14 protein-coding genes are annotated in these 18,314 nt (G+C 62.8%); 1 reads left to right on the forward strand and 13 read right to left on the reverse strand.

The genetic code is table 11. The features are described from left to right. From brnQ to sdhC, 10 genes are all read right to left on the reverse strand, one after another. Positions 1-1,121, reverse strand: a 1,121-nt coding sequence (brnQ, locus tag QO207_RS20895) for a branched-chain amino acid transport system II carrier protein (protein WP_301534226.1), incomplete at its 3' end; no start/stop codon positions are given. Positions 1,122-1,603: 482 nt separating this feature from the next. Continuing rightward, positions 1,604-2,485, reverse strand: coding sequence for a succinate--CoA ligase subunit alpha (gene sucD, locus QO207_RS20900; protein WP_038803160.1), 882 nt, complete (start codon positions 2,483-2,485; stop codon positions 1,604-1,606). After that, positions 2,485-3,651 carry an ADP-forming succinate--CoA ligase subunit beta gene (gene sucC, locus QO207_RS20905; protein WP_296290622.1) on the reverse strand — a complete coding sequence of 389 codons (1,167 nt, stop codon included), beginning with the start codon at positions 3,649-3,651 and terminating at the stop codon, positions 2,485-2,487. The genes sucD and sucC overlap by 1 nt, the downstream gene beginning before the upstream one ends. A gap of 159 nt (positions 3,652-3,810) precedes the next feature. Then, positions 3,811-5,247: a dihydrolipoyl dehydrogenase gene (gene lpdA, locus QO207_RS20910; protein ID WP_301534227.1), complete on the reverse strand. Its 1,437-nt coding sequence runs from the start codon at positions 5,245-5,247 to the stop codon at positions 3,811-3,813. A gap of 81 nt (positions 5,248-5,328) precedes the next feature. Next, on the reverse strand, positions 5,329-6,561 hold the full coding sequence (gene odhB / locus QO207_RS20915; protein ID WP_301534228.1) for a 2-oxoglutarate dehydrogenase complex dihydrolipoyllysine-residue succinyltransferase: 1,233 nt from the start codon (positions 6,559-6,561) through the stop codon (positions 5,329-5,331). 42 nt (positions 6,562-6,603) lie between these two features. Then, positions 6,604-9,435 (reverse strand): 2-oxoglutarate dehydrogenase E1 component, encoded by a 2,832-nt coding sequence (locus tag QO207_RS20920; protein WP_301534229.1) that lies wholly within the window; start codon positions 9,433-9,435, stop codon positions 6,604-6,606. 250 nt (positions 9,436-9,685) lie between these two features. Further along, entirely contained in the window at positions 9,686-10,393 is a 708-nt protein-coding gene (locus QO207_RS20925; protein ID WP_045208028.1) for a succinate dehydrogenase iron-sulfur subunit, read from the reverse strand. A gap of 11 nt (positions 10,394-10,404) precedes the next feature. Then, complete coding sequence (sdhA, locus tag QO207_RS20930) at positions 10,405-12,177, reverse strand: succinate dehydrogenase flavoprotein subunit (protein ID WP_138216625.1); 1,773 nt, start codon at positions 12,175-12,177, stop codon at positions 10,405-10,407. 3 nt (positions 12,178-12,180) lie between these two features. Continuing rightward, on the reverse strand, positions 12,181-12,549 hold the full coding sequence (gene sdhD, locus QO207_RS20935) for a succinate dehydrogenase, hydrophobic membrane anchor protein (protein WP_081517058.1): 369 nt from the start codon (positions 12,547-12,549) through the stop codon (positions 12,181-12,183). Then, entirely contained in the window at positions 12,543-12,929 is a 387-nt protein-coding gene (sdhC, locus tag QO207_RS20940; RefSeq protein WP_167523168.1) for a succinate dehydrogenase, cytochrome b556 subunit, read from the reverse strand. Before sdhC ends, sdhD begins: the two co-directional genes overlap by 7 nt. A gap of 354 nt (positions 12,930-13,283) precedes the next feature. On the opposite strand from sdhC, the gene gltA reads away from it, so the two are divergent. Further along, positions 13,284-14,567 (forward strand): citrate synthase, encoded by a 1,284-nt coding sequence (gene gltA / locus QO207_RS20945; RefSeq protein ID WP_184594752.1) that lies wholly within the window; start codon positions 13,284-13,286, stop codon positions 14,565-14,567. Between the two features lie 419 nt (positions 14,568-14,986). On the opposite strand, the gene QO207_RS20950 is transcribed toward gltA, so the two are convergent. The 3 genes from QO207_RS20950 to QO207_RS20960 all read right to left on the reverse strand — a co-directional run bounded on the left by QO207_RS20950 (position 14,987) and on the right by QO207_RS20960 (position 18,196). Next, positions 14,987-15,592: an START domain-containing protein gene (locus QO207_RS20950; protein WP_024765475.1), complete on the reverse strand. Its 606-nt coding sequence runs from the start codon at positions 15,590-15,592 to the stop codon at positions 14,987-14,989. A 125-nt stretch (positions 15,593-15,717) separates the two neighbouring features. Continuing rightward, complete coding sequence (locus QO207_RS20955; protein WP_054907940.1) at positions 15,718-15,972, reverse strand: YkgJ family cysteine cluster protein; 255 nt, start codon at positions 15,970-15,972, stop codon at positions 15,718-15,720. 22 nt (positions 15,973-15,994) lie between these two features. Continuing rightward, positions 15,995-18,196, reverse strand: a complete 2,202-nt coding sequence (locus QO207_RS20960) for an alpha-glucosidase (protein WP_301534230.1) — start codon at positions 18,194-18,196, stop codon at positions 15,995-15,997. Positions 18,197-18,314: the final 118 nt, after the last annotated feature.

Raw genomic sequence — 18,314 nt, forward strand, 5'->3', positions numbered from 1 at the left:
ATCACCGGGGCGACAATGCGGGTCTGCGAACGCCACAGGCTGGCGCAGAAGCTCAGCGCCACCAGCACGATGCACGGCGGGTAGATGGCGGTCAGTACCGGGATCGAGAACTGGATGAGCTTGGTCAGGCCCAGGTTCGATACCAGCAGCGAGAAGCCGGCGAGGATCACCACCAGGCTGCGGTACGACAGCGGCACGATGCGGCAGAAGTACTCGGCGCAGGCGCAGGTCAGGCCTACGGCGGTGACCAGGCAGGCCAGCGCGATGAGCACGGCGAGGAAGGTGCTGCCCAGCGAGCCGAAGGTGTGCTGCACATAGGCGTGCAGGACCGCGGCGCCGTTGGCCGCACCGGCGGCGATGTCATGGCTGCCCGAGCCGAGGCGGAACAGGCTGATGTACACCAGCGCCAGACCGACCCCGGCGATCAGGCCGGCGATGATGGCGTAGCGGGTGATCAGCCGCGGCGAGTCGACGCCACGGGAGCGGATCGCGTTGACGATGACGATGCCGAAGACCAGCGCACCGAGGGTGTCCATGGTCAGGTAGCCATTTACGAAGCCCTGGGAGAACGCAGCAGCCTGGTAGGCCGGTTCGGCGACGCCGATGGGGCCGGCCGGCAGCATGAAGGCGGCGATGCCCAGCGCGGCCAGGGCGATGATCTTCAGCGGGGCGAGGAAGCGGCCAACGGTATCGAGCAGCTTGCCCGGATACAGCGAGATAACCAGCACCACCGAGAAGTACACCAGGCTGTAGAGGAACAGCGGCAGCGCGCCTTCACCGGTCAGCGGCGCCAGGCCCACTTCGAAGGATACGGTGGCGGTGCGCGGGGTGGCGAACAGCGGCCCGACAGACAGGTAGCAGACAGCCGCCAGCAGCCCGCCGGCGACCTTGCCGATGGGGTGGCTCAGGGTGTCCATCGCACCACCGACCTTGGCCAGGGCGACGACGGTGATCACCGGCAGGCCGACCGCGGTGATCAGGAAACCCAGCGCGGCCATCCACACGTGCGGCCCCGACTGCAGACCCACGATCGGCGGGAAGATGATGTTGCCCGCGCCAACGAACAGCGCGAAGGTCATAAAACCAAGTGCCAGGACGTCCTGGCCTTTCAAGACTTTCATGAGGGGAAATACCACAGTGCTGAAACGGTTTCGTGGTCTCCCAAGGCACCTCGACCGTACAGACGTGACAAAGCCGCATCGAACGGGATTGGCCAACTCACGCGGGGTGAGCCTGGGCATCCTGTGATGCTGCTGTCATCGGTACGGTGATTTGTTCTTGGAAGTCCGATAGCAGAGGTTTTCCATGGGCTCGTGGCCCGGTTGCTCCTGCATTCTGGTTATCCCGACATCCTTGCCGGTCAGGAATCGCCGTCGCTTCCGGGTAGGAATGGACGGTGAGCGAGCCTTCCCTTGTGGGGAACGCGACGCTTCATATAGTTGCTAGCCTAACGATCTATTCCGATGAGCTGCACTGACATACGTCAGATCGTCCGCGGAATGAAAGCGGGTGTCGCCTGAACGACACTTTGTAGACGCGGCCATAACGACAGAGGCCACCCGAAGGTGGCCTCTGTTGACGGGCGGTTAAATAAGCGAGGCGCTTACTTGACCGGCCAGCCGGTCAGCTCGGCCAGGGCCTTGCCGATGTCAGCCAGGGAACGCACGGTTTTCACACCAGCGTCCTGCAGGGCGGCGAACTTCTCGTCCGCAGTGCCCTTGCCGCCGGAGATGATGGCGCCGGCGTGGCCCATGCGCTTGCCGGGCGGTGCGGTAACACCAGCGATGTAGGACACCACCGGCTTGGTCACGTTGGCCTTGATGTAGGCAGCCGCTTCTTCTTCGGCCGAACCACCGATTTCGCCGATCATGACGATGGCTTCGGTTTTCGGGTCTTCCTGGAACAGCTTCAGGATGTCGATGAAGTTGGAGCCCGGAATCGGGTCACCACCGATGCCCACGCAGGTGGACTGGCCGAAGCCGGCGTCGGTGGTCTGCTTAACGGCTTCGTAGGTCAGGGTGCCGGAACGCGACACGATGCCTACCTTGCCCGGCAGGTGGATGTGACCCGGCATGATGCCGATCTTGCACTCGCCGGGAGTGATCACGCCCGGGCAGTTCGGGCCGATCAGGCGAACGCCCAGCTCGTCGCACTTGACCTTGGCTTCCAGCATGTCGATGGTCGGAATGCCTTCGGTGATGCAGACGATCAGCTTGATGCCGCCGAAGGCCGCTTCCAGGATCGAGTCCTTGCAGAACGGAGCCGGAACGTAGATGACCGAAGCGTCAGCGCCGGTAGCTTCCACGGCTTCCTTGACGGTGTTGAACACCGGCAGGCCCAGGTGGGTGGTGCCGCCCTTGCCGGGGGTCACGCCGCCAACCATCTTGGTGCCGTAGGCGATGGCTTGTTCGGAGTGGAAGGTACCCTGCGAGCCGGTGAAGCCCTGGCAGATGACTTTGGTGTCTTTATTGATCAGGACGCTCATTACTTACCCTCCGCGGCCTTGACGACTTGCTGGGCAGCGTCGGTCAGGCTGGTCGCCGCGATGATGTTCAGACCGCTTTCGGCCAGGACCTTGGCGCCGAGGTCGGCGTTGTTGCCTTCCAGACGAACGACAACCGGGATTTTCACGCCGACTTCTTTCACGGCGCCGATGATGCCTTCGGCAATCATGTCGCAGCGAACGATGCCGCCGAAGATGTTCACCAGAACGGCAGCGACGTTGCTGTCGGACAGGATGATCTTGAACGCTTCGGTCACGCGCTCTTTGGTGGCACCGCCGCCAACGTCGAGGAAGTTGGCCGGCTTGCCGCCGTGCAGGTTGACGATGTCCATGGTGCCCATGGCCAGGCCAGCGCCGTTGACCATGCAGCCGATGTTGCCTTCCAGCGCGACGTAGTTCAGTTCCCACTTCTGCGCATGGGCTTCACGAGCGTCGTCCTGGGACGGGTCGTGCATGGCGCGCAGCTTGGGCTGACGGTACATGGCGTTGGAGTCGATGTTGATCTTGGCGTCCAGGCAGTGCAGGTTGCCGTCTTTCTTGATCACCAGCGGGTTCACTTCCAGCAGCGCCAGGTCGTAGTCCTGGAACAGCTTGGCCAGGCCCACGAAGATGTGGGTGAACTGCTTGATCTGGTCGCCCTTCAGGCCCAGCTGGAAGGCCAGCTCACGACCCTGGTACGGCTGCGCGCCAACCAGCGGATCGATGGTCGCCTTGAGAATCTTCTCAGGGGTTTCATGCGCCACTTTCTCGATGTCCACGCCACCTTCGGTGGAGGCCATGAAGACGATGCGACGGCTGGAACGGTCGACTACGGCGCCGAGGTACAGCTCCTTGTCGATGTCGGTGCAGGATTCCACCAGGATCTTGCTGACCGGCTGGCCGTTGGCGTCAGTCTGGTAAGTCACCAGACGCTTGCCCAGCCAGTTGGCGGCGAACGCCTTGGCGTCCTCTTTGCTCTTGACCAGCTTCACACCGCCCGCTTTGCCGCGGCCGCCAGCGTGTACCTGAGCCTTAACGACCCATTCGGTACCACCGATCTTTTCACAGGCTTCTGCGGCCTCTTCGGGTGTGTCGACGGCGTAGCCCTTGGATACGGGCAGGCCGTACTCAGCGAACAGCTGCTTACCCTGATATTCGTGGAGATTCATGCTTGTCTACCGTTTTCGTCTTGGGTATTGCGCATAAGGCGCGGCGCTCGTGGCGCCACGCCACCTGTGACCGAGTCCCCACAGGGGGACAATCGATCCGGCGGGTCGGGGGCAGCCCCTCGCAAAAGACTGCCGCCCTCCCCGCCGTGGTCCCGTTCCTTAGCGCTTCTTGCGGTTGGCGATGTGGATGGCGTGGCCATTCACTGCCAGGGCCGCTTCGTGCAGCGCTTCGGACAGAGTCGGGTGGGAGAAGACCATCATGCCCAGGTCTTCGGCACTGGTGCCGAATTCCATGCCGATCGCGCCCTGCTGAACCAGCTCGGCGGCGCTCGGGCCGATCACGTGGACGCCCAGTACGCGGTCGGTCTTGGCATCGGCGATGACCTTGACCAGGCCGGTGGTGTCGTTGGCAGCCATGGCACGGCCGCTGGCAGCGAACGGGAAGGTGCCGATGTTGATTTCGACGCCTTCACCCTTGAGCTGCTGCTCGGTCTTGCCGACCCATGCGATTTCCGGGTGGGTGTAGATCACCGACGGAATCAGGTCGTAGTTCATCTGGGCCTTGTGGCCGGCGATGCGCTCGGCAACCATCACGCCCTCTTCCGAGGCCTTGTGCGCCAGCATGGCGCCACGGACCACGTCACCGATGGCGTAGACGCCCGGAACGCTGGTCTTGCAGTGGTCGTCGACGAAGATGAAGCCACGCTCGTCCAGGGTCACGCCACTGTCGGCGGCCAGCAGGTCGGTGGTCACCGGGCGACGGCCCACGGCCACGATCAGCTTGTCGAAGACTTCCTTCTGCTCGCCGTTGGCGTCGGTGAAGGTCACGGTAACCTGCTTCTTCTTCACTTCCGAAGCGGTAACGCGAGCGCCCAGGCGGATATTCAGACCCTGCTTGGTCAGGACCTTCAGGGCTTCCTTGGCGATCTGCTCGTCGGCAGCCGGGAGGAACTTGTCCAGGGCTTCCAGGACGGTGACTTCAGCGCCCAGGCGAGCCCAGACCGAACCCAGTTCCAGGCCGATGACGCCAGCGCCGATCACGCCGAGCTTCTTCGGTACGCTCTGGAATTCCAGGGCGCCGGTGGAGTCGACGATCACGTCGTCGGTCAGCGGAGCCGGCGGGATTTCCACCGGGCGCGAGCCCGAAGCGATGATGATGTTGTCGGCTTCCAGAACCTGGGTCTTGCCGTCCAGACCGGTCACTTCGATCTGCTTGTTGGCGAGGACCTTGCCGTGGCCTTCGAAGGAGGTCACGCCGTTGGCCTTGAACAGGGTGGCGATGCCGCCGGTCAGGTTCTTCACGATGTTGGCCTTGCGGCCGATCATCGCCGGAACGTCCATCTTCACGCCGCCGGTGGAGATACCGTGGACGTCGAAGCCTTCTTTGGCTTCCTTGTACTTCCAGGAGCTGTCCAGAAGGGCCTTGGACGGAATGCAGCCTACGTTCAGGCAGGTACCGCCGAGAGCAACCTTGCCCTCTTTACCGATGTACTTCTCGATGCAGGCGGTCTTCAGGCCGAGCTGGGCGGCACGGATGGCGGCTACGTAACCGCCGGGGCCGGCACCAATCACAACCACGTCGAATTTCTGGCTCATGTCTCAATCCTTATTCCGGTGAAGCGGACGGCCCCTTGCGGGGCCGTCGTGTAGTACGGGGCCGTCGTGTTAATGGACGAATCAGACGTCCAGCAGCAGGCGAGCCGGATCTTCCAGCAGATCCTTCATGGTGACCAGGAAGCTTACCGCTTCCTTGCCATCGATCATGCGGTGATCGTAGGACAGCGCCAGGTACATCATCGGCAGGATGACCACTTGACCGTTAACGGCCATCGGGCGCTCCTGGATCTTGTGCATGCCGAGGATGGCGGTCTGCGGCGGGTTGACGATCGGAGTCGACAGCAGGGAACCGAATACGCCACCGTTGGAAATGGTGAAAGTACCACCGGTCATGTCTTCGATGGACAGCTTGCCGTCTTTGGCTTTCTTGCCGAAGGTGGCGATGCCGTTCTCGATCTCGGCCAGGCTCATGAACTCGGCGTTGCGCAGTACCGGTACGACCAGACCGCGGTCGCTGGAAACTGCCACACCGATGTCCTGGTAGCCGTGGTAGACGATGTCGTTGCCGTCGATCGAGGCGTTGACGCCCGGGAAGCGCTTGAGGGCTTCGGTGGCGGCCTTGACGAAGAAGGACATGAAGCCCAGGCGCACGCCATTGTGCTTCTTCTCGAACAGGTCCTTGTACTTGTTGCGCAGGTCCATGATCGGCTTCATGTTGACTTCGTTGAAGGTAGTCAGCATGGCCATGGAGGACTGGGCTTCGACCAGACGCTCGGCAACCTTGGCGCGCAGGCGGGTCATCGGTACGCGCTTCTCGACGCGGTCGCCAGCGGCGAACACCGGAGCGGCGGCAGCCGGGGCTGCAGGCTTGGCGGCCGGAGCGGCAGCCGGGGCGTTCTTCTTGGCTTCAACGGCGGCTACGACGTCTTCCTTGGTCACGCGACCGCCCTTGCCGGTGCCGGCCAGGCTGTTCGGGTCGATGCCATTCTCTTCGGCCAGCTTGCGGGCGGCCGGCGAGAGGATGTTGTCGTCGCCAGCGGCGGCAGCGGCAGGAGCAGCGGCGGCCGGGGCGGCAGCCGGAGCCGAGGCAGCAGCCGGAGCGGCAGCGGCAGCACCGCCTTCGTTCAGCTTGCCCAGCAGCTCGTTGGAAAGAACGGTGTCGCCTTCGTTCTTGACGATCTCAGCCAGGACGCCGTCGGCCTCGGCCAGTACTTCGATCACGACCTTGTCGGTCTCGATGTCGACGATCAGATCGTCACGCTTGACGGCTTCACCGACCTTCTTGTGCCAGGTTGCGACGGTGCCGTCGGCAACCGATTCCGGGAAGGTTGGGGCTTTGATTTCGATAGCCATTATGTGTGTTTCCTTAAATTCGGTATCAACTGCGCGTTGGCGTTAAACGGTGAAGGCGTCCTGCAGCAGTTTTTCCTGCTGCTCGGCGTGCATCGAAGCGTAGCCGCAAGCCGGAGCTGCCGAGCCTTCGCGGCCCGCGTATTCCAGGTTGAGACCCTTCTTGTGCGCGGCGATGACACGACGCATGTGGTGCTGCGAGCAGAACCAGGCGCCCTGGTTCATCGGCTCTTCCTGGCACCAGACGATGTGCTTGAGGTTCTTGTACTGCGACAGTACCTCGGCCAGATCGTCTTCCGGGAAGGGATACAGCTGCTCGAGACGAACGATCGCGATGTTCTCGAGACCTTCGGCACGACGCTTCTCCAGCAGGTCGTAGTAGACCTTGCCGCTGCACAGCACGATGCGGTCGACTTTCTTCGGATCCAGGCTGTCGATCTCGTTGATCACAGTCTGGAACGAACCGTCGGCCAGATCTTCCAGGGTGGAGATGGCCAGCTTGTGACGCAGCAGCGACTTGGGCGTCATCACGATCAGCGGCTTGCGCAGCGGACGGATCACCTGACGGCGCAGCATGTGGTAGACCTGAGCCGGGGTGGTCGGCACGCAGACCTGGATGTTCTGCTCCGCGCACAGCTGCAGGTAACGCTCCAGACGCGCGGAGGAGTGCTCCGGACCCTGGCCTTCGTAACCGTGCGGCAGCAGCATGGTCAGACCACACAGGCGTTGCCACTTGGTTTCGCCGCTGGTGATGAACTGGTCGATCACGACCTGCGCACCGTTGGCGAAGTCACCGAACTGCGCTTCCCACACCACGAGTGCATCCGGGGTGGTGGTGGCGTAGCCGTATTCGAACGCCAGTACGGCCTCTTCCGAGAGGTAGGAGTCGTACAGGCTGACGCGCGGCTGGCCGTCGAACAGGTTGGCCAGCGGGATGTAGACCGAGTCGTCCTTCTGGTTGTGCAGCGCCGCGTGGCGGTGCGAGAAGGTGCCGCGGCCGACGTCCTGACCGGTCATGCGCACCGGGTGACCTTCGAACAGCAGGGTGGCGTACGCCAGGTTCTCGGCGAAGCCCCAGTTGATCGGGAAGCCACCGGCAGCCATCTTGGCGCGGTCTTCGTAGATCTTCTGTACCTGACGCTGCATGACGAAGCCGTCCGGGGTTTCCAGCAGCTTGTTGGACAGGTCCTGCAGGGTCTTCAGGTCGCAACGGGTGTCGTGACGCGCGGTCCAGGCGTGGCCGATGTACGGACGCCAGTCGACGAAGAGCTCCTTGTTGGGCTCCTTCACCAGGCTCTTCACCACGTGCAGGCCGTTGTCGAGAGCGTCGCGGTATTCGTCGACTTTCTCCTGGGCCTGTTCGGTGGTCTGCACGCCAGCGGCGATCAGCGCGTCGGCATACAGGTCACGGGTAGTGCGCTGCTTGGCGATCTGCTGGTACATCAGCGGCTGGGTGCCGCTCGGCTCGTCGGCCTCGTTGTGGCCGCGACGACGGTAGCAGACCAGGTCGATGACCACGTCACGCTTGAACTGCATGCGGTAATCGATGGCCAGCTGGGTCACGAACAGGACCGCTTCCGGATCATCGCCATTCACATGGAAGATCGGCGCCTGGATCATCTTCGCCACGTCAGTCGCGTACTCGGTGGAACGAGCATCGTCCTGACGGCTGGTGGTGAAGCCGACCTGGTTGTTGATCACGATGTGGATGGTGCCGCCCGTCTTGTAAGCACGGGTCTGCGACATCTGGAAGGTTTCCATGACCACGCCCTGCCCCGCGAAGGCGGCATCGCCGTGGATGGAGATCGGCACGACCTTGTCGCCACTGCCGTCCTTACGACGGTCCTGGCGGGCGCGTACCGAACCCTCGACCACCGGGGAAACGATTTCCAGGTGCGAGGGGTTGAACGCCAGGGCGAGGTGGACTTCGCCGCCGGTGGTCATGACGTTGGAGGAGAAGCCCTGGTGGTACTTCACGTCACCGGAACCCATCTCGACCAGCTTCTTGCCTTCGAACTCGTCGAACAGCTCGCGCGGGTTCTTGCCCAGGGTGTTGACCAGGACGTTCAGGCGGCCACGGTGGGCCATGCCGATGACGATTTCCTTCACGCCGTAGGAGCCGGAGCGCTGGATGATCTCGTCGACCATCGGGATCAGGCTCTCGCCACCTTCCAGGCCGAAACGCTTGGTGCCCGGGTACTTGGTGCCCAGGTACTTTTCCAGGCCTTCGGCAGCGGTGAGGCGCTCGAGCAGGTGGGAACGGGCGTCGACAGAGTACGTCGGACGGCCACGGACGCTTTCCAGGCGCTGGGCGAACCAGTGACGCTGCTCGGAATCGACGATGTGCATGAACTCGGCGCCGATGGTGCTGCAGTAGGTCTGCTTCAGCGCGTCGATGATTTCACGCAGGGTCGCCTCTTCCTTGCCGATGTAAAGCTCACCGGTACGGAAGGTGGTGTCGAGGTCTGCAGCGGTGAGCCCGTAGTGTTCGAGCGACAGATCAGAGGGAGCGGTACGTACCCAGAGACCCAGCGGATCGAGCGATGCTGCCTGATGTCCACGCAGTCGGTATGCCAGGATCAGACGCAGGACTTCAACCTGCTTTTTCTCGTGCTCGGTGCTTACGCTGCCAGCGGAAACAGGCGCAGCGCGGCGCTGGTTCTTGGCCAGAAGTACGAAATGATCACGGATAGAGGAATGCGAAACGTCAGGGGCAGGATTGCCGTCGGCGGGGAGCTTCTGGAAGTACGTGCGCCACTCTTCTGGCACAGCGTTCGGGTCGTGCAGGTAGAGCTCGTAGAGCTCTTCGACGTAGGCAGCGTTTCCACCGGATAGATGGGCACTGTTCCACATCCGCTGCATTACGCTTTCGTGCATGCTTGGTCACCCTCGGTAAGGGGACTCCACCTGTGGAATCTCTGGCGCGAAGTCATACACAGCGACTTCAAGCCACCGATCCCCGCAGATAGTCCGGGTACCAGCCCGGATGCCCCTGCTGGTCATATATACGTTTTCAAAACAGGACCCCCGCTTTGTGGGCTTGGGTCCTAGGGACTGTACCGCCGGACAATGTTCCGGCGGCACAGGTGTCGCTCTTGCATTGATCTGAGGGCGCAAGGCCCGCAGATCAAGTGCCGCTTTGCAGCAGCATGTTACGGATGTGACCGATTGCCTTGGTGGGGTTCAGACCCTTCGGGCAGACGTTCACGCAGTTCATGATCCCGCGGCAGCGGAACACGCTGAACGGGTCATCCAGGCTCGCCAGGCGCGCCTGAGTTTCGGTGTCACGGCTGTCGGCCAGGAAACGATAGGCCTGCAGCAGAGCGGCGGGACCCAGGAACTTGTCGGGGTTCCACCAGAACGACGGGCAGGAGGTCGAGCAGCAGGCGCACAGGATGCACTCGTACAGACCGTCCAGCTTTTCGCGCTCTTCCGGGCTCTGCAGACGTTCGATGGCCGGAGCTGCATATTTGTTCTGCAGGAACGGCTTCACGCTCTCGTACTGCTTGTAGAAGATGCGCATGTCGACGACCAGGTCACGGATGACCGGCAGGCCGGGCAGCGGGCGAATGACCAGCTTGCCACCCTTCAGGCCAACGGCCGACAGGGGGGTGATGCAGGCCAGGCCGTTCTTGCCATTCATGTTCATGCCGTCGGAGCCGCAGACGCCTTCACGGCAGGAACGACGGTAGGAGAAGCCCTCGTCCTGTTCCTTGATCAGCGCCAGCACGTCCAGGACCATGATGTCCTTGCCGTCGGTATCGACCTGGAAGTCCTGCATGTAAGGTGCAGCGTCCTTCTCAGGGTTGTAGCGGTAAACACTCACTTGCAACATGGCGGGCACCCTTAGTAAGTACGAACCTTGGGTTCGAATGCCGGAACAGTTTTCGGCGCGAAGTTGACGGCACGCTTGGCTACACGCTTCTCACCCGGGAAGTACAGGGTGTGGCACAGCCAGTTCTCGTCATCGCGCTCCTCGAAGTCTTCACGGGCATGCGCGCCGCGGGACTCTTTGCGGGCTTCTGCCGCAATCGCAGTGGCTTCAGCCACTTCGAGGAGGTTCTGCAGTTCCAGCGCTTCGATACGCGCCGTGTTGAATGCCTGGCTCTTGTCGTTGATCTTGACCGCAGCGATACGCTCACGCAGATCAGCCAGCTGAGCGATACCTTTCTGCATGTACTCGCCGGTACGGAACACACCGAAGTAGTTCTGCATGCAGGATTGCAGCTCGCGCTTGAGCGGAGCGACTTCTTCGCCGCTGGTACGCTCGTTCACGCCGTTCAGGCGCTTGAAAGCGGATTCCAGGTCGGACTCGGAGGCCTGGCGGTGCTCGATACCGTCCTTGAGCGCCTTCTCCAGGTGCAGACCGGTGGCACGACCGAACACAACCAGGTCGAGCAGCGAGTTGCCGCCCAGGCGGTTGGCGCCGTGTACCGATACGCAAGCCACTTCGCCGACGGCGAACAGGCCTTCGATGATCTGCTCGTTGCCGTTGGCGTCCATGGTCAGGGCCTGGCCATGGATGTTGGTGGCAACGCCGCCCATCATGTAGTGGCAGGTCGGGATAACCGGGATCGGCGCGACGACCGGGTCGACGTGGGCAAAGGTCTTGGACAGTTCGCAGATGCCGGGCAGGCGGCTGTGCAGAACTTCTTCGCCGAGGTGGTCGAGCTTCAGCAGTACGTGGTCCTTGTTCGGGCCCACGCCGTTGCCGGCGATCACTTCCTTGACCATGGAGCGGGCAACCACGTCGCGGCCGGCCAGGTCTTTCGCGTTCGGAGCGTAACGCTCCATGAAGCGCTCGCCGTGGGCGTTGATCAGGTAACCACCCTCACCGCGGCAGCCTTCGGTAACCAGTACACCAGCGCCGGCGATGCCGGTCGGGTGGAACTGCCACATCTCGATGTCCTGCACCGGCACGCCAGCACGCAGGGCCATACCGATGCCGTCACCGGTGTTGATCAGGGCGTTGGTGGTGGAGGCGTAGATACGGCCGGCACCGCCAGTGGCCAGGACCACGGCTTTGGAACGGATATAAACGGTGTCGCCGGTTTCGATGTCGATGGCGATGACGCCAACCACATGACCGTCCTGGTTCTTCACCAGGTCGACGGCGTACCACTCGTTGAGGAAGGAAGTGCCGCTCTTCAGGTTGGCCTGATAGAGGGTGTGCAGCAGGGCGTGACCGGTACGGTCAGCCGCGGCGCAGGTACGGGCAGCCTGGCCACCCTTGCCGAAGTCCTTGGACTGGCCACCGAACGGACGCTGGTAGATGCGGCCCTGCTCGGTACGGGAGAACGGCAGGCCCATGTGTTCCAGTTCGAACACGGCTTCCGGGCCGACGGAGCACATGTATTCGATAGCGTCCTGGTCACCGATGTAGTCGGAGCCCTTGACGGTGTCGTACATGTGCCAGCGCCAATCATCGTTCGGGTCGGACGAAGCGATGGCGCAGGTGATGCCGCCCTGGGCGGATACGGTGTGCGAACGGGTCGGGAAGACCTTGGTCACCACGGCAGTCTTGTGACCGCCCTGGGCCAGTTGCAGCGCTGCGCGCATGCCGGCGCCGCCACCACCAACGATGATGGCGTCGAAGGAAAGAGTACGAATGCTAGCCATGGATCAGTTACCCCAGAGAATCTGCACACCCCAGACGAAGAATGCGAACATGGCCATGCCGCATACCGCCTGGACGAGGAAACGCACGACAGTCGCGGACTTGCCCAGCGCCATCGGAGTCAGGTAGTCGGTAGTGATGGTCCACATACCAACCCACGCGTGCACGCTCAGGGAAACCAGCGTCAACAGGCTGAAGATCTTCATCAGGCTGTGGGAGAACAGACCATGCCACTCGGTGTAGGTGATACCCGGGTGAGCGATCAGGAAGCCCAGCAGGAAGAGAACATAAGCCGCGAGAACGACCGCGGAGACGCGCTGGACCATCCAGTCATAGAGACCCGAACGCGACAAGTTAGTGACGTTAGTTACCATACCCATACCCCCGCCAGAACGATCAGCACCACTGCGACAGCGATGACGATTTTCGAACCACGCTTACCGCCTTCCAGTGTTTCGCCAATGCCTGCGTCCATGACGAGGTGACGAATACCGGCTACCAGGTGGTACAGCAGCGCAGACAGCAGGCCCCAAATCACAAGCTTGACCAACGGATGGGTCAGACACGCCTTCACCTGCTCGAAGCTTTCTTCCGAAGCGAGGGAACGGTCCAGTGCAAACAGCAGCACTGCGATGCCCACGAACAGAATGACGCCAGAGATGCGGTGGAGAATCGACGTGTAAGCAGTGATAGGGAGTTGGATGGTCCTTAAGTCTAGGTTTACGGGTCGTTTGCTATTCACGGCTTTTTTCACACTGAGAGCCCTTCTATGAATCAGGGCTAGTTGTCGGGAGGTGCACTTGTCAGGTACCCATCACCTTCGGGAGTGACAACCGCCCATCAAGCGAGGCCGGACGGCCCTTGGCGGCTGGTCGCCGAGTATAGACAGTTAGGTTCCTAATGACAACGGAAAGACCTCCACCTAAGGACTAATTGCCGCACCCCCATAAAAGGCGTAAACAGGCAAATTTTTCCGGCAAAACAGGGGCTTGGAGGAGCCAAACTTCTCCGATTGTGCAAATTGACATTCGGATTTATCTCTCTATAGTGGTGCGGGCCCTGCGTGGGGGGTCGTACAGATGATTTCAAGCATAAATAGGAGGCCATCATGGCTGACAAAAAAGCGCAGTTGATCATCGAGGGCGCTGCCCCCGTCGAACTGCCTGTCCTCTCCGGCACGCTGGGTCCCGATGTTGTCGACGTGCGGGGCCTGACCTCCACGGGTCACTTCACTTTCGACCCCGGCTTCATGTCCACTGCCTCCTGCGAGTCGAAGATCACCTACATCGATGGTGATAAAGGTGTACTGCTGCACCGCGGCTACCCGATCGAACAACTCGCCGAGAAGTCCGACTACCTGGAAACCTGCTACCTGCTGCTCAACGGCGAACTGCCCACTGCCGAGCAGAAAGAGAAGTTCGTCGGCACCATCAAGAACCACACCATGGTTCACGAGCAGCTGAAGACCTTCTTCAACGGTTTCCGCCGTGATGCGCACCCGATGGCCGTGATGTGCGGCGTGATCGGTGCCCTCTCCGCCTTCTATCACGACTCCCTGGACATCAATAATCCGAAGCACCGGGAAGTCTCGGCGCATCGTCTGATCGCCAAGATGCCGACCATCGCCGCCATGGTGTACAAGTACTCCAAGGGCGAGCCGATGATGTACCCGCGCAACGACCTGAACTATGCAGAAAACTTCCTGCATATGATGTTCAACACCCCTTGCGAGACCAAGCCGATCAGCCCCGTGCTGGCCAAGGCCATGGACCGCATCTTCATCCTGCACGCCGACCACGAGCAGAACGCCTCCACCTCCACCGTGCGCCTGGCGGGCTCCTCGGGTGCCAACCCGTTCGCCTGTATCGCCTCGGGCATCGCCGCCCTGTGGGGACCGGCTCACGGCGGTGCGAACGAAGCCGTTCTGCGCATGCTGGACGAGATCGGTGACGTTTCGAACATCGACGCGTTCGTGGCCAAGGCCAAGGACAAGAACGATCCGTTCAAGCTGATGGGCTTCGGCCACCGCGTGTACAAGAACTTCGACCCGCGCGCCAAGGTCATGAAACAGACCTGCGACGAGGTTCTCCAGGAGCTGGGCATCAACGACCCGCAACTGGAACTGGCCATGAAGCTGGAAGAAATCGCCCGCCACGATCCCTACTTCGTGGAGCGCAACCTCTATCCGAACGTGGACTTCTACTCCGGCATCATCCTGAAGGCCATCGGCATTCCGACCAGCATGTTCACCGTGATCTTCGCCCTGGCACGTACCGTGGGCTGGATCTCGCACTGGCAGGAAATGCTCTCCGGTCCGTACAAGATCGGCCGTCCGCGTCAGCTCTACACCGGCGCCACCCAGCGCGACTTCGTGGACCTCAAGGCCCGCTAAGCGCTACGGCGTACGAGAAAAGGCCGCCTTCGGGCGGCCTTTTTTATTGCCTGCAGCCTGCGGTGTTCGACCATTTCGTAGGAGCGGACTTCGTCCGCGATAGGCCAGCCCGCGCGCTGCAATCAATCGCGGACAGAGTCCGCTCCTACGCTTGACCAGACAACATAGCTCCGGCGGTTCGCGAGCAAGCTCGCTCCCACGAAGAGCGCCTGCCCACTCCAAACAACGAGCGCCGCGCCGGACCGGCTGTTGTAGGAGCGGATCTTATCCGCGATCCGGCCGCCAGGCCGGCTGCCCCATGTCCCGGCTGCGCAGGGATTTCGCGGAGAAGCTCCGCTCCTACATGAAACCCGGCCCTCTGCAGAAGCGAAAAAGCCGCCCGAAGGCGGCTTTTTCATGGCAGGCAACGACAGCGTCTACTACTTCTCGGCAGCGCTGCGCAGGCCCTTCAGGGTGTTCATCGGCGCATCGACCACGAAGCTGTTGGCCAGCCACGACGGGATGCTGCCGCCCGGCTCGGTCTGCACCTGGTAGGTAACTTCGGTCACGCCGGCGCCCTTGGGTACCAGCTTCCACTCGCCGATCAGCTTCGGCACGCGGATTTCGCCCTTCTCTTCCGGGATGTACGTCGGCTCGGCCTTCAGGTGACGGATCAGGCCGCCGTCGGCGGTCTTCTCGGTAGTCACGTGGATCACCACGTCGCGACCGGTCACCGGCCACGGCATGTCGATCTTCGAGTAGGTCCAGGAATTGTCGCCTTCGGTTTTCAGCAGGCGCATTTCGGCGCAGGCGTGAATCCACTTGCAGGAGCCGGCCACGTCTTCCTGCAGGGCGTTGATCTTGGCCACATCGGCCTTGATGTCGACGACGCCACGGTAGGCCTTGTACTTGGAGCCTGCTACAGGGCTGAGGAAGACCTTGACACCGTCGTCTTCCTTCTCCAGCTTCCAGTCATCCGCCAGGGCAGTGCCGGCAAAGCCCATCACGGCAGTGGCCAGCAGGGTCATACGCAATACACCACGCATCGTCATACCTCTCTTTATTCTTGATCTTGTGGGGGCCGGCACAGGCCGTTGCCCCGTCGCAATCCGCGGTCTTGAGCGGGTTGGGGCGTCAGTATGGACCGCGAAAACGTGACTTCCAAGTCACATCAGGCGGCGGTGATGCGCTCCCACTCGGTGAGTATCTGCAAGGCCTGCTCGTTGCTGCTGCCACAGGCATCGGCATCCGCATCGAAGGCCGCACAGACCTTTGGACGCCGCGAGTCGCCGAATAGTTTGCACAGATTGCGCTCATCCAGCTGCACGCAGCGCACACCCGCCGGCTTGCCGTCGGGCATGCCGGGGATGGGCGAGGAAATCGACGGCGCTATGCAGCAGGCGCCACAGCCGATACGGCATTGCATGGATGAACTCTCGACAGGGAAATCATGGGCTGGAGCGCAGCAGCCCCTGCTTGCGCAGGGCCGCCACCAGATGCTCGCCATCGGCGGAGCCGGCGCGGTAAAACACTGCCGGTTCGCCAATCGGCGCGGGGACATCCACCGTCCCGCCGGCGGCAACCTCGAAGGTCGCGCCGCTCCACAGATGCACCCAGCGGCCCTCGGGCAACGCCACGGTTAGACGCTGCACGCCGGGCTCCAGCGCCGGGGCCACCAGAAATTGGTCGCCGAGCATATAGCTCGTCGGCGTTTCCGCCAAGCTGGCCGGATCAGCGGGGAACTCCAGCCACAGCGGGCGCACCAGTGACCAGCCGTGCTGCGTCGCCTCGTCCATCAGGCGCTGACGGTACGGCGCCAGCTCGCGGAACACCGTGGCGAAGCGCTGCAACTGCGCCACAGTGGCCGGGGTGCTGTAGGCCTGCACGTTGTCGTCCGGTCGGTTGCCCTCGTGGGTGCGCAGCAGGCTGGTGAAGGCGGAGAACTCCATCCAGCGCAGCAGCAGCTCCTCGCTGCGGTGGTAGTTCTTCAGCGGGTTGCTGATGGTGGTGTAGCCGCCGGTATCGCTGTGATTGAGGCTGAATCCCGACACACCGCCCGACAGCAATCCCAGCAGCGCGCTATGCAGGCCGTCGTCGGCATCCCAGGTCACCAACTGGTCGCCCAGCCACATACTGGTGGTCAGGCCGGGGCTGCGGCTGTAGGCGGAACGCATGAAGAACAGCAGATCCCCTGCGCCTTCCTCGTCCACCAGTTGCCGGTTGAGCTTCGCCCACAACTCCGGATAGCGGTTGTGCAGCGCCGCAGCCGATTCGCCCGAGGCCAGCTTCGCCTCGTAGGGCAGCGCCTCGCCGAAGTCCGCCATCCAGCCGGAGAAGCCCGCGCCAAGCATCTCCTGACGCATCACCCCGCGCAGCCAGTCGGCTGCCTGGGGATTGGTCAGGTCGACCAGGCCGGCGCTGAAGCTGGTGTTCTGCAACAGCAACGGCTGCCCCTGCTGATTCTCGGTCAGGTAGCCCTTTTCCAAGGCCTCGCGGTAGAGATTGCGGGTCGCCCCGCCCTTCTCCGCCGTGTCCACCAGGAAGGGATTCACATAGGCCAGGCTGCGGATGCCCTTGGCGCGCAGCTCGGCGTTGAAAGCCGACCAGCCCGGATAGCGCTCGCCATCCAGTACCCAGTTCCACCACAGCTGCTTGCCGAAGCTGGTGCTGCGCTGGCCGACCCAGTCCTGCACCCAGACACCCGCCAGCGGCACCTTCGCCTGCTCCAGCTGCTGGACGATACCGCGCACCCGCTCGGTGCCGCCCTGCAGTCCGAGGATCGCACCTTGCTGGGTCCAGGCCGGTAGCGGCGGCATGCGCCCGACCACCGAGGTGTGCGCCTCGATCAGCGCCTTGGGGCTGCTGCCTTTATAGAAGTGTGCCTGGAGCTTGCCGGCGTGCACCTCCAGCGCCACCCGCTGCGCGTCGCGCAGATCGAAGACCTGGTACTCCGCCGCCTCGCTGAAGAAGCCGTGCAGGCGCGAGGTGAGATAGAAAGGCACCGGCGCGTAGGTGGTCCACCAGTCGCCGCCAGCACGGGCGCTGAGGTCCGCGGCCAGGGTGATTGGTTGCAGGCCGCGCCCAACGCCCTGTTCCTGCACCAGGATCGGCAGTCGCCGGCCGCTCAGGTCGAAGCGGGTGAACTGCTCGCCGAAGCCGTGGAACTGCTCATCCGCCTCCCGTGCCCAGGCCAGATAAAGACGGTTCAATGCTGGCTCGGACAGGCTCACGTCCATCACCACGCCGCGTTCGCCATCGGCACGCAGGGCAAGGGTGTAGGCAGTCTGGCGGCCGTCGGCGCAGTCCAGCTTGCCGGAGATCAGCAGCCTGTCAGCCTCGGCCCGTACGTCATCCAACTGTTGCTGGCGGCACAGCAATTCTCGGTGTTCGTGGACGAACATCGCACCGCGATGCTCCTCGGCGTCGACCCGGCCGATGCCGGCAGCCAGGAAGCCGCCACGGGTCTGCCACAACGTCTGCGCGGGATGCTCACCCGCGCGCAGGGCAAACGAGGCGCCGTCCCAGTCCAGGCGATAGCCATCCAGCTCCCAGCTCTGCGGCGCAGCCATGGCCGGCGCCACCGTCAGCTGCGCCCACACCGGCCGCTGCTGCCACCATTGCCAGCCCTGCCAGCCGGTGAACCCCAGCATCCCCAACACCAGCAAAGCGGCGCCGCCGCGCAATATGAACCTGATCAATTCCTCGCCCCTTGGCTGTCGCGCGGCGCTCCACTAGGCTCAGGCGCAGTCCCCCACTGGAGCCGCTGCC

Source organism: Pseudomonas sp. CAN1 (assembly GCF_030462585.1).
Taxonomy (GTDB): Bacteria; Pseudomonadota; Gammaproteobacteria; order Pseudomonadales; family Pseudomonadaceae; genus Pseudomonas.

Bases quoted from the DNA above. Each gene is read 5' to 3' on its own strand.
- QO207_RS20920 (WP_301534229.1), bottom strand. From the start codon at position 9,435: ATGCACGAAAGCGTAATGCAGCGGATGTGGAACAGTGCCCATCTATCC.
- QO207_RS20950 (WP_024765475.1), bottom strand. From the start codon at position 15,592: ATGCGTGGTGTATTGCGTATGACCCTGCTGGCCACTGCCGTGATGGGC.
- odhB (WP_301534228.1), bottom strand. From the start codon at position 6,561: ATGGCTATCGAAATCAAAGCCCCAACCTTCCCGGAATCGGTTGCCGAC.
- sdhD (WP_081517058.1), bottom strand. From the start codon at position 12,549: ATGGTAACTAACGTCACTAACTTGTCGCGTTCGGGTCTCTATGACTGG.
- QO207_RS20925 (WP_045208028.1), bottom strand. From the start codon at position 10,393: ATGTTGCAAGTGAGTGTTTACCGCTACAACCCTGAGAAGGACGCTGCA.
- sucD (WP_038803160.1), bottom strand. From the start codon at position 2,485: ATGAGCGTCCTGATCAATAAAGACACCAAAGTCATCTGCCAGGGCTTC.
- gltA (WP_184594752.1), top strand. From the start codon at position 13,284: ATGGCTGACAAAAAAGCGCAGTTGATCATCGAGGGCGCTGCCCCCGTC.
- sdhA (WP_138216625.1), bottom strand. From the start codon at position 12,177: ATGGCTAGCATTCGTACTCTTTCCTTCGACGCCATCATCGTTGGTGGT.
- QO207_RS20960 (WP_301534230.1), bottom strand. From the start codon at position 18,196: ATGCTGGGGTTCACCGGCTGGCAGGGCTGGCAATGGTGGCAGCAGCGG.
- lpdA (WP_301534227.1), bottom strand. From the start codon at position 5,247: ATGAGCCAGAAATTCGACGTGGTTGTGATTGGTGCCGGCCCCGGCGGT.
- QO207_RS20955 (WP_054907940.1), bottom strand. From the start codon at position 15,972: ATGCAATGCCGTATCGGCTGTGGCGCCTGCTGCATAGCGCCGTCGATT.
- sucC (WP_296290622.1), bottom strand. From the start codon at position 3,651: ATGAATCTCCACGAATATCAGGGTAAGCAGCTGTTCGCTGAGTACGGC.